At 63.8% G+C, this 12,368-nt stretch carries 6 protein-coding genes; all 6 read left to right on the plus strand.

Annotated features, from left to right (window positions below):
• Positions 1-186: 186 nt before the first annotated feature.
• Positions 187-3,660, plus strand: coding sequence for a transglutaminase family protein (locus PQR54_RS10400; RefSeq protein ID WP_408245295.1), 3,474 nt, complete (start codon positions 187-189; stop codon positions 3,658-3,660).
• A 29-nt stretch (positions 3,661-3,689) separates the two neighbouring features.
• A complete protein-coding gene (locus PQR54_RS10405; protein ID WP_408245296.1) occupies positions 3,690-6,332 on the plus strand; it encodes a circularly permuted type 2 ATP-grasp protein in 2,643 nt (880 codons plus the stop codon).
• A complete protein-coding gene (locus PQR54_RS10410) occupies positions 6,329-7,219 on the plus strand; it encodes a transglutaminase family protein (protein ID WP_408245297.1) in 891 nt (296 codons plus the stop codon). The genes PQR54_RS10405 and PQR54_RS10410 overlap by 4 nt, the downstream gene beginning before the upstream one ends.
• A 334-nt stretch (positions 7,220-7,553) precedes the next feature.
• Positions 7,554-9,692 carry a fimbria/pilus outer membrane usher protein gene (locus tag PQR54_RS10415; protein ID WP_408245298.1) on the plus strand — a complete coding sequence of 713 codons (2,139 nt, stop codon included), beginning with the start codon at positions 7,554-7,556 and terminating at the stop codon, positions 9,690-9,692.
• A 447-nt stretch (positions 9,693-10,139) separates the two neighbouring features.
• Positions 10,140-11,093 carry a lysophospholipid acyltransferase family protein gene (locus PQR54_RS10420; RefSeq protein WP_408245299.1) on the plus strand — a complete coding sequence of 318 codons (954 nt, stop codon included), beginning with the start codon at positions 10,140-10,142 and terminating at the stop codon, positions 11,091-11,093.
• 61 nt (positions 11,094-11,154) lie between these two features.
• Positions 11,155-12,360 (plus strand): HlyD family secretion protein, encoded by a 1,206-nt coding sequence (locus tag PQR54_RS10425; protein ID WP_408245300.1) that lies wholly within the window; start codon positions 11,155-11,157, stop codon positions 12,358-12,360.
• Positions 12,361-12,368 lie beyond the last annotated feature (8 nt).

A 12,368-nucleotide genomic window follows, 5' to 3' on the forward strand; every position in this document is an offset into this window, starting at 1 on the left:
GGTAGTGAAAGGGCGCCTGGTTCGATCGACCGGACGGTCGGCCGAGCGCGGCAAACTTCACAGCAGGCGATGATCCGGGCAGTACAGGCAATTCGAGCGGTTTTTCGCACTTGTTCAACAAGCGTTCAACAAACGGCATGAAGCTTGCTTTTTGGCGGGCTGCCATCCTTCGTCCAGGAGTCCGGTGTGTCCATACGCGTCGCGTTGCATCATGTCACACATTACCGTTACGACAGGCTGGTTTCACTGTCGCCCCAGGTCGTGCGTCTCAGGCCTGCGCCGCATTGCCGGACCCCGATCCTGTCGTATTCGATGCGGGTCGAGCCGGCCGAACACTTCATCAACTGGCAGCAGGACGCGTTCGCCAACTACCAGGCCCGGCTCGTGTTCCCCGAGAAGACGCGCGAATTCAAGGTGACCGTCGATCTGGTCGCCGAAATGGCCGTCTACAACCCGTTCGACTTCTTTCTCGAACCTTCGGCCGAGCAGTTTCCCTTCGAGTATTCGCCTGGCCTTGCGCTGGAGCTCGCGCCCTACCGCGTCAAGCGGCCGATGACGCCGCGCTTCGCCGAGTTCGTGGCGAGTATCGACCGCACGCCGGCCGCCACCGCCGATTTCCTCGTCGGCCTGAATCAACGCCTGCAACGCGAGATCCGCTACCTGATCCGCATGGAGCCCGGCGTACAGACGCCCGAGGAAACGCTCGTGAGCGCCGCGGGTTCGTGCCGCGACTCCGGCTGGCTGCTGGTCGAGACCTTGCGGCAGCTAGGGCTGGCGGCGCGCTTCGTGTCCGGCTATCTGCTGCAACTCGCGCCTGACGTCAAATCGATCGACGGCCCCAGCGGCACCGAAGTCGACTTCACCGACCTGCACGCGTGGTGCGAGGTCTACTTGCCGGGCGCGGGCTGGATCGGTCTCGATCCGACCTCCGGGCTGCTGGCGGGCGAAGGGCATATCCCCGTCGCCTGCACGCCCGAACCGGGCAGCGCGGCGCCGATCTCCGGCGCCGTCGACGAATCCGAGGTCGAGTTCGAACACACGATGTCGATCGAACGGGTTCTGGAGACGCCGCGCGTCACCAAGCCGTTCAGCGAAGCGGTGTGGGCCGACGTGCTGAACATGGGCGCGCAGGTCGACCAGCAACTGCAAGACATGGACGTGCGCCTGACGATGGGCGGCGAGCCGACTTTCGTCTCGGTGCGCGACCGCGATGCCGCGGAATGGAACACCGACGCGCTCGGCCCAACCAAACGCGGCTACGCCGTCGCGCTGATGGACAAGCTGCGCTCGCGCTACGGCGCGAACGGGTTCCTGCATATAGGCCAGGGCAAGTGGTATCCAGGCGAGCAATTGCCGCGCTGGGCGATGTCGCTGTACTGGCGCGCCGACGGCGAGCCTTGCTGGCACGATCCGTCGCTGTTCGCGGACGAACGCGAGCCCGGCACCTACACGGCAGCCGACGCGCAACGCTTCCTCGCGCATCTCGCGAACAAGCTCTCGCTGGACACGGACTGCATCCAGCCCGGTTTCGAAGATGTCTGGTACTACCTGTGGCGCGAGCGCCGTCTGCCGGTCAACGTCGATCCGCTCGACGCGCGGCTGGACGACGAACTCGAGCGCGTGCGCCTGCGCCGCGTATTCGACGCGGGCCTTGGCGGCGCGACCGGTTTCGTGCTGCCGCTCGCGCGCGAACGCGATGTCCCTAATGAGCCGCCGCAATGGGTCAGCGGCCGCTGGTTTTTCCGCGACGAGCGCATGTTCCTGATCCCCGGCGATTCGCCGATGGGGTACCGCTTGCCGCTCGATTCGCTGCCGTGGGTGTCGAAGACCGACTATCCGTACCAGCACGCGCATGATCCGTTCGCACCGCCCGTGCCGTTGCGTCCGGCCGCGCAGTTGCGCATGCAATACGACGGCGAGCAGCGCAGCATGAGCCCCGCCGATGCGCGGCGCGCGGCGGCGTTGTCGTCCTCGGCGGCGGAGTTGCTGAGCGGCATGCCCGGTAGCGGTGTGCTGGCGTATGCACGCCAACCGGGCGAAGAGGCGCCGCCCAAACGCGGGCAGTCGTCGAAGGAAACGATTCGCACGGCGATTTGCGTCGAAGCGCGCGACCCGAAACGCGCGGCCGGTCCGAAGGCCGAAACCGAAGCGTTCGGCAGCGGCCGCACGCTGCTGCATGTGTTCATGCCGCCGCTCACCGAACTGGACGACTATCTTGATCTGCTCGCCGCCGTCGAGGCGACCGCAGCCGAGTTGCGCATGCAGGTGGTGCTCGAAGGCTATCCGCCGCCGCGCGATGCGCGCCTGAAAATCCTGCAGGTCACGCCGGATCCCGGTGTGATCGAAGTCAACATTCATCCCGCGGCGAACTGGGATCAGCTGGTCGATCACACGGAGTATCTGTATCAGTCGGCGGCGGAAAGCTATCTCAGCAGTGAGAAGTTCATGACCGACGGCCGGCACACGGGCACCGGCGGCGGCAACCACTTCGTGCTCGGCGGCGCGACGCCCGCCGACAGTCCGTTCCTGCGCCGTCCCGATCTGCTCGCGAGCCTGATCGCCTACTGGCATAACCATCCGTCGCTGTCGTATCTGTTCTCCGGCCTGTTCATCGGACCGACCAGCCAGGCGCCGCGCATCGACGAAGCGCGCAACGATCAGGTCTACGAGCTCGAAGTAGCGTTCCGCGAGTTGCAGCGGCAGATCGACATGCTCGGCGGCCGCGACAGCGCGAATCTGCCGGCGTGGATGATCGACCGCTCGCTGCGTAACATACTGATCGACGTGACGGGCAACACGCACCGCGCCGAGTTCTGCATCGACAAACTCTATTCGCCCGATGGCCCGACCGGCCGCCTCGGCCTGCTCGAGTTGCGCGGCTTCGAAATGCCGCCGCACGCGCGCATGAGTCTGGTGCAGCAACTGCTGCTGCGCGCATTGGTGGCGCGTTTCTGGCACACGCCGTACACGCAGCGGCTCACGCGCTGGGGCACCGAACTGCACGACCGTTTCCTGCTCGGCACCTTCGTGAAGATGGATTTCGACGACGTGCTCGGCGAACTGAATCGCGCCGGCTACGCGTTCGACAGCAGCTGGTTCGCGCCGCACTTCGAGTTCCGCTTCCCGCTGGTCGGCGAAACGACGGTGAACGGCGTCTCGCTGACCATCCGCAATGCGCTCGAACCGTGGCACGTGATGGGCGAGGAGGGCTCGCCGGGCGGCACGGTGCGTTACGTGGATTCGTCGGTGGAGCGGCTGGAGGTGCGCGTGCTCGGTTTGAACGACAACCGCCATGTGCTGACCGTCAACGGCGTGCCGGTCCCGTTGCAACCGACCGGCCGCGTCAGCGAATATGTGGCCGGCGTGCGCTTTCGCGCGTGGTCGCAGCCGTCGGCGCTGCATCCGACCATCGGCGTGGACGCGCCGCTCACTTTCGATCTGGTCGACACATGGGCCGGCCGCTCGGTGGGCGGATGCCAGTATCATGTCGCTCATCCGGGCGGGCGCAATTACCAGACCTTCCCGGTGAACGCCTATGAGGCGGAAAGCCGGCGGCGCGCGCGCTTCTTCGCGTCGGGTCATACGCCGGGGCCGCTCACGGTCGATGCACCGCACCGCAGTCTGGAGTTTCCGTTCACACTGGATCTGCGGTACTGGTGAAACCAGCACACTCTTAAAACGACACGACCTTGGCCTTTCAATCGACTTTTCCCTTCGAGACGTCCGCGGCGCGCGCGGACGCTTCGTCCCTGCTGCGCCTGCTGCCGGCCCACGAGGGACATTGGGACGAGTTGCGCGACGCCTCGGGCGCGCTGCGTGAACCGTGGCGGCAATTCTTCGAGCGGCTCGGCGAAGACGGCATCGCGCGGCTCGACGATCACCTCGCCTCGGTCGCGCAGCAGATCCGCGACAACGACATCAGCTACAACGTCTACGCGGACAACGGCGAGCCGAGGCCCTGGGCGCTCGACCTGCTGCCGTTCCTGATCAGCGAGGAAGAGTGGGCGCATATCGAGCGCGGCGTGACGCAGCGCGCGCATTTGCTCAATGCGATCGTCGCCGATATTTATGGGCCGCAAACCTTGCTGGAGCGCGGGCAATTGCCGCCCGCACTGGTGTTCGGCCACCCCGGCTATCTGCGCTCGGTGAAGGGCTACGCGCCGCCGGGCGGCCAGTTTCTGCAAGTGGTCGCGGTGGACCTGGCGCGCACGCCCGACGGCGACTGGACCGTGATGGCGCATCGCACCGAGGCGCCGTCCGGTCTCGGCTACGCGCTGGAAAACCGCCTGATCGTCTCGACGCTGTTCGCCGATCCGTTCCGCGCGCTGCGCGTGAGCCGGCTCGCGCCGACCTACTCGCAGCTGATCGCGACGCTCGTGCAGGCGGCGCAGGCCACCATGCGTCACGAGAGCGACGGCGCCGACCATTCGCCGCATATTGCCTTGCTCACGCCGGGACCGTTCAGCGAGACCTATTTCGAGCACGTGTTTCTGGCGCGCTACCTCGGCGTGACGCTGGTCGAAGGCAAAGACCTGACCGTGCGCGACGACAAGCTGTATCTGAAGACGCTCGCCGGTCTCGAACGCGTGCACGTGGTGCTGCGGCGTCTGGACGATGCGTTCTGCGACCCGGTCGAACTGCGCGCCGATTCGAGCATCGGCGTGCCCGGCTTGTTGCAGGTCATGCGCGCGGGCAATGTGATCGTCTCGAACGTGCCGGGTTCGGGCTTTGTCGAATCGCCGGCGTTGCACGGTTTTCTGCCCGGCATCGCCGAAGTGCTGCTCGATGAAGACCTCGTGTTGCCGAGCGTGGCGACATGGTGGTGCGGCGAGGAGGCGGCGCGCGAGCACGCATTCCGTCGGCTCGATGAAGCGTTCATCGTGCCGACGTGGCCAGTCACCGGGCGCGACGCGCCGCCCGGCGTGGAGCAAGGCCGGCAGCGTTTGTCGACGTGGCGCGAGCGGATCGAAGCCATGCCCGACACCTATACGATCCAGCAGGCGCAGCGCTTTTCCTGCACGCCGCGTTACGAAGACGGCACCGTCGGCCGCCGTCCGTCGGTGCTGCGCCTTTATGCGATCGCGGACGTCAACGGCGGCTGGCACGTGATGCCTGGCGGCTTCACCCGCATGGCCGCCGAACGCCAGGCCACGGTGTCCATGCAGTACGGCGGCAGCAGCGTCGATACATGGGTGCTGTCGAGCCAGCCGACGTCGACCTTCACGCTGCTGCCTTCGCCGATGCAGCCCGCCGACCTTGCGCGCAAGCATCGCACCGTGTCGAGCCGCGCGGCGGAAAACCTGTTCTGGGCCGGACGTTACGGCGAACGCGCCGAGAACAATGTGCGGCTGTTGCGCCTGATTCTCGGTTCGCTGGAAGGCAACGATGCCGACGCGATGTTTCCGACCCTGGTCGAGCTCGCGTTGCATTGCGGGCTCGTGCAGTCCGGCGACATGTTCGCGCCGCATTCGCCGCAAGCTTTCGAGCGCGCGCTGGTCGCTAACCTGATCGAGAGCACCGGCGCCGCGAGCATCGGCCAGAACCTGACTTCGCAGGCGCGATCCAATGGCGAAGTGCGCGGGCGTCTGTCGAACGATCACTGGCGCACGATTCTCGCGGCGCGCAACGACTTCCGCGACGCGTTGCAGATGTTGATGCCGGCGCCGGCTAACGGTGGTGGTTCATCTTCCTCACAAGCTAACGGTAACGGTAACGGCCGTGGCGAACGCTACGAGCGCTACGACCGCGTCACGCTGATGAGCGCGCTTGAACACCTGTCGGTGCAGTTGTCGGCGATCAGCGGCGCGCAGGGCGATCGCATGACGCGCGACGAAGCATGGCGTCTGCTGTTCGTGGGCCGCCACATCGAACGCGTGTCGGCGATGACCTCGTTCCTGCGTGTGGTCGCCGACAAAGGCCAGCTTTCTACGCCCGCGGGTTTCGATCTGCTGCTGCAGTTGTTCGACAGCACACTGACGTATCGCTCACTCTATCCAGGTCGCTTCGAAGTGCCGGCCTTGCTCGACCTGCTGGTCATCGAGCCGACCAATCCGCGCGGCATTTACGGCGTGTATGAGCGTCTGCGTAAGAAGCTCGATGAGATCGCCGTGGCGGCGGGCAGCACGCGGCATCGTCCGTTCGCCGAATTGATGGCGCCCACCGATGTGTTGCCGACGTTGGAATCGCTGTGCGAGGTGGACGAAAACGGCACGTACGCCAATCTGATTGCGGTATGCGATCAGATCGCCGGATTCGTCGGCGCGGCCGGGCATGAGATCAGCGCGCGCTATTTCAGTCACGCCAGCACGGTTGCCTCGCAGGTGTGGTCATGAAGCACACGCCGACCGTGCTGTCCGTCTCGCATCGCACCACCTATCGCTACTCCACGTATGTAGAGACCGCGCAGCATCTCGCGACTATCCGGCCGATTGCCTGTTCGTGGCAGCGTGTCGTCTCGCACAGCGAAAAGATCGAACCCGAACCGTCGTATATGAATAGCCGGATCGACGCATTCGGCAACGACGTGCTGTATTTCGCGCTGGATGCGCCGCATGAGCGCTTGCAACTCGTCAGCGAAACCACGGTGGCGCTCATGCCGCGCTGGACCGATCTCGATCCCGAGGCGACGCCCGAATGGGACGAGGTGGCCGATGCGCTGCGCTTTCGTGTCGGCGGCCAGTTCCGGCCCGAGGCGGAGTTCTGTTTCGCGTCGCCGAATATCGTGCCGCGGCCGTCGCTGCGCGACTATGCGTTGCCGAGTTTTCCGCCCGGCATGCCAGTCGCCGCGGGCGCGATCGATCTGATGCACCGCATTCACGAAGACTTCGCCTACAAGCCTTCCGCGACGATGTTCGATACGCCGGCCGAGCGCGCCTTTGAATTGAAGAGCGGCGTGTGTCAGGACTTCGCGCAGGTGATGATCGGCTGCTTGCGCTCGCTGGGTTTGCCGGCGCGTTATGTGAGCGGCTATCTGCGCAACGATCCGCCGCCGGGACAGCCGCGGTTGATCGGTGCCGATGCGTCGCACGCGTGGGTCTCGGTGTATTGCCCGGGCAGCGGCTGGATCGATCTCGATCCGACCAATGACGTGCTTGCCGATATGGATCATGTGACGCTCGCCATTGGCCGCGATTACAGCGATGTGTCGTTGCTGCGCGGGATGATTCTGGGTGGTGGCGCGCATCGGGTGGAAGTGGGGGTGACGGTGCTTGCGCTGTAGCAGCCGCGCCTTCCCGCTCTATTTCACATAGTTATCCCCGGCTTGAATAAGCTTCAGACCGCGACCCATGTGTCGCGGCTGCCACGCTCACCGCTGCGCTTCTCTCTCGCATTCGCAAATCTCTCTCTGGCGCACGACTGTACTCGGCAATGCAGCAAGGCCGCCTAATGCTTAGGCCGCGCGTAAAACCTGCGGCCCATTGGGAAAGTTCCGGCCTTCTCTCAGTGAAATCGTCTAGCTGGCGCGAGCGCCAGCGCCGATACTTTCGTTCGAAACGCGGCCACGCAGAGCCACGTGCACATCGCTACACGCATAACGAACACTGACGGTTGAAATGGCGGGGAAAAGACAGTCCGAATTCTCGCGGGGACTGAATAGGCGTGCGTTCAGGCATACCCATGCGCTGATGTTCGGCGCGCTCGGCGCTTGCGTGCCGGCGTGCGGGCACACGCAGGTGCTTGCCGGCGCTAGCAGCGTATTCAGCGGCCAGCGCAACGGCGATCGCGTCGATGCTTCGCCAATAGTGCCGGAAGTGCCGGCGCCCACAAGCGAACCTGTCGTGAATCCGTACGCGGAGAGTCCGTCGGCGTCGCTCGGCTACGCGTTCAATACGTTCCATACGTCCGGAGAAGGAGCAGCGGGTACACAGAGTTATCTTGGCTTTACTGCCGGCGTCAATATCGGCAACTGGCGAGTGCGCGAACGGGGTGTGTTGCAGTCCAATACGGGCCGCGGCACGTCATACCAGAATGTCGCGGCTTACCTGCAGCATGACATCCCCTCGTTGAAGAGCCAGCTCGTGCTCGGGGACCAGTTCACGGACGGCGCTGTGTTCGACAGCGTCGGCGTGCGTGGCGTAAAGATGGAGAGTGTCGATAGCGCGGTGTCCGAGTTGCTGCCCGGTTACGCGCCTGTGGTGCGCGGCGTGGCGATGTCGAATGCGCTGGTCACCGTTACGCAGAACGGCAACCGTTTATACGAAGCGACAGTCGCGCCTGGGCCGTTTGAGATTGATGACGTTGCAGCAACAGGGTATGGCGGCAATCTGCTTGTTACCGTAACGGAGGCGGACGGAAGTCGGCACAGTTTCACCGTGCCGTATATATCTGCCGTACGGCTAGTGCGGCCAGGCTCGACGCGCTTCAGCATTGTCGGTGGCGTGACGCGTGATGCACAGATCAGGCATCACGGTGCTTTGCTGCAAGGCGCGGTTCAGCACGGTATCAACAGCGTGATGACGGGCTATGGCGGGGCGATCGTCGCGGACGGCTATCTGTCCGGACTGATCGGCGCGGCGCTCCGTACGCCGATCGGCGCGCTGTCGGCCGATGTCTCGGAGGCTCAGGCCGATGTGTCGAATGCACGAAGAACGCGTGGCACAAGTCTGCGTATCGGCTATAGCAAGTTCATCGAGCAGACGGATACGAACGTGTCCGTCGCGGCGTACGGTTATTCGTCCGGTGGCTTCTTCACGCTGCGCGACGCGATGCTGGGGCGGGACGCCGTGCAAGCGGATTTTGGCGCAGACGGCATCGGACGCCGGCGCAACCAGTTGCAGATCACCCTGAACCAGCGCGTCGGCGCCGGTGACGGTTCGCTTTATGTGGTCGGCTCGACATCGAATGCCTGGAACCGTTCGGGCTCCGATACGCAGTTTCAGATCGGCTACACCGGCGCATTACGTGTGGCCGGAGCGAATCTGAACTACACCGTATCGGTTTCCCGTCAGCGAAACGGGTTGGCAGGGCCAATGAGCAATCAGGTGTTCGCAAGCGTCTCGGTGCCGCTCGGCAAGGTGGAGCGCGCTTCGTCGCTGTCGGCGGGCCTGATGCATGACAGTCGTGCCGGCTGGTCCGAGCAGGCCATGCTCGCGGGCTCCGCCGGCAGCGCGGATGAACTGCGTTACGGCATGTACGGAACGCATTCGGAACGGTCGACCACAGGTGGTGGCAACGCGCAGTACCAGAGCGCCTACGCGACTTTCGGTGGGAGCGCGAGCGGCGGTTCCGGCTACTCGCAGGCGTCGGCGAATATTCGCGGTTCGGTGTTTGTTCGCCGGCGGGGCATTGCGCTGGGCAACGAACCTGGAGTCGCAGCTGACATTGTTTTGCCGAAGAACAGCATAAGTGTCAGCACGCCAAACTCTGTTGGCCCGAACGCGAGCAGTCCCGGTTATGTGCCCGTGCCGCATCTGGGGCCGGCCGGTACGGAGCCGATTGACATCGGCGTCCGGCGCGATTTGGCCAACGGCAGCGCCGAGCCGACGGATCCGGAGACCGCGTCGCGATGGAATGCATGGGTCATCAAGCAGGAGTCGGTGGGCGACAGCGTCGCTGCGAATGTCGCTACTGCGGACCAGACGGAAGGCGCCGAGCGTCTGATGCTGTTCACGAACATCATGCCGATGAAAGTGTATGCACGTAACTCGGTTGTTTTGTGGTCGGACGTCGAGCGCGGGAACGGGCACCACTGATATGGCATGGGACGCTCACGAGCGATGTCCTGACTCGGGCTGTCAGTGAACCCGCGTGGCCCAACATAGCCAAAGATTCGAGAATTGGCCGAGCCTCACTGGAGGCAAAGCCATGTTTTGTAGGTCGTAGTCTGTAGTTATAGCTGTACTAACTTTACTTCACTAAAAAAGGCAAGAAAATGCAAAAGATCGATCGTAACGCGCTGGCTCAATCGAAAATCGCCGGTGGCTGCTGCAAGTCCTGCTGCGCGCCGGCAAAGGCTGCTCCGGCGCCGGTAGCAAAGGCTGCGACGCGTAGCTAAGCAGCGTGCAGTAAGGGTGCAATGGCGAGCTGATCGTCGGCCCGCCTTCTCGCGAAACCCAGTCGTTCACGACTGGGTTTCGCGTTCGGATAACGAATGATGGCGTTCCTGCGGGACGGCTATGTCACCGTGAGAAGGAACCAGCATGGAGTTGTTAAAAGCGTTCCGCGCGTTGCCCGTTGCCTTCAGACGCGCTGCAAGGCGGAGCCGCGCCTGGGTGCAAGGCGCCTGTCTCGCGCGCATTCCACTGCGTGCGATCGAGCCGCTTGCCATTTCCGCATGGTATGTGGGGAGTCGTTTCAACGCTCGGCTCCGCTGGAGCGGCATCGAGCGGCGGGATGTCGGGCGCGACGTGTTAAAGCTCGAACGTATTGATGACCATCGCGTGCTGTCGGGCAGGGTACTCGAGAAATTGATCGATCAGCGGCTTCATTTCGGCCGCCAGCGCAATCGCGCCGAAACCTGGCCGGATTTGCAACGCGCGGCCGGCGTCCTCGCGCAGATCATCAGGAAAGTGAAAACAGCGACGCCGGAGCGGGCGGTCATCGTTTCGCCGTTTCACTACCTTTCGCAATACGCAAATATTTATCTGATCGACGAACTGCGCAAGCAACTCGGTCTCGCATCCATCGGTGTCGTATCCGGCGTGCCGCAAGACATCTACGGAAGCGATGAGGCGATGATTCCGCACATCGACATCCTCCACACCTATAGCGAAACGAACCGCGGCGGATTGGGTTTGCGCGCGGCGCGCTCGCTCAGACGCAACGGTGTCGTCGTGCTGTTTTCCGATGCGCCGCCGTTCACGTTGAGCGGCTATCCGATGGAGACGGTCGGGGTGTCCATCTTCGGCCGCTCGGCGCGTATTCATAACGGCGTATTCCGCATGGGCGCGCCGCTCGACGCGCTGCTGCTGCCGTTCTATCTGCGCTTCGAGCGCGGGCGTTTCAGTGCCGTCGTGCTGGAGCCGATCGAGCTCGCGCAAAGCGACGCACCTCAACGTGTCGCCGACTGCATCGAGAAAGCGCTGAGAGACAACTATGCGCGCTCGCTGGCCGCCGGACATCCTTCAATGTACGCGTTTGCGCCCGCCAGATAACCCACGCAACCGGCGTTAGAAAGACACATCTCGTCTCCGGAAGAGAGGCGGCAGGACAGTAATGGAACCAACCAGTATCCCGCAGTTCAAGGACATTTCCTGGCGATGGATCGCCTATGTCGCGTCGGCAATCGTGATGGTCGCAATTGGCTTCGGCTTCCTGCACGAAGTCGAGCTCAAGCAGGATGTGCAGTGCGAAATCGTCTCGCCGTCTGAAGTGAAGGTGCGGGGTTTGAGCGGACTCGTGACGTCGGTGTACGTGCACCCCTCGGAACGTGTGGCGTCGGGTGCGCCCTTGTTCACACTGCAGCGCGATCTATCGTTATCGATCGACGGCCGCCAGCGCAATGTGTTCGACTCGCAAATGCGCGACGAGCAGATTCGTGTCGCAGACGAGCAGTACACGCAACGCAAGGCGCAACTCACCGCGCAGCGAGATGCTTCATCGCTGACCGGCGTGAGCCGGAGAGCGGAACTCAGCGCGCTGGATGAACAGATCACCCAGAACCGCCAGCTTGCGGACGAATCGCAGCAGAAGCTCGCGCGCCTCAAGTCGGTGTCGGATTACGTGACAGCCGATCGTATCGAGCAGGCCAGCGCGGACGAGCATCAGGTCAAGGTCTCCATTGCTCAGGGCAGGGCGCGCCGCGAGCAGTTGCGCGGCGAGATATCGACGTTAAGCGGCACGCTGATCGACCTCGATGCGCAACTGAAAGAGAACGACGCCCGGCACGAACAAAGCATTCAGGAAATCCAGATGCGCTTCGAGCAGTCGCGCCTCGACGCAACGATCTCGGCCCCGCGGGCGGGAGTCGTTACGTTTTCGAAGCTCGTGCCGGGGCACACGCTGGACGCATCCGACGTCGCGCTCGTCATTGCGACGGACGAGAAGGGCGCGTTGCGAGCGGCGCTGCGCATTCCGTCGCGGCGTCGCGGGTTCGTCGAAAAAGGCCAAACCGTGCGGCTTAAATTCGATGCGTTTCCGTACGCAAAATTCGGCAGCTACGAAGCCCGCATCGACGCTATTTCCGACACGACGATGCAAGCGTCAGCAGTGCCTCCTGGTGCACCCGCCTCGCTGGCCGCGCAAGGCAGTGGAGACGGCGACTATCTGGCGTGGGCAACGCTGCGGGGCAAGACGTTCGACTACGGCAAGCAACATTTCGACATCTTGCCGGGGATGCGGGCAACGGCGAGCATCGTCGTCGAGCGCAGGACGATCGCCGAATGGGTGCTGGCGCCGCTTTTCCGCATGATCAGAGGCTAACAGGAGAC

Source organism: Paraburkholderia phytofirmans, from assembly GCF_046028095.1.
Taxonomy (GTDB): Bacteria; Pseudomonadota; Gammaproteobacteria; order Burkholderiales; family Burkholderiaceae; genus Paraburkholderia; species Paraburkholderia phytofirmans_A.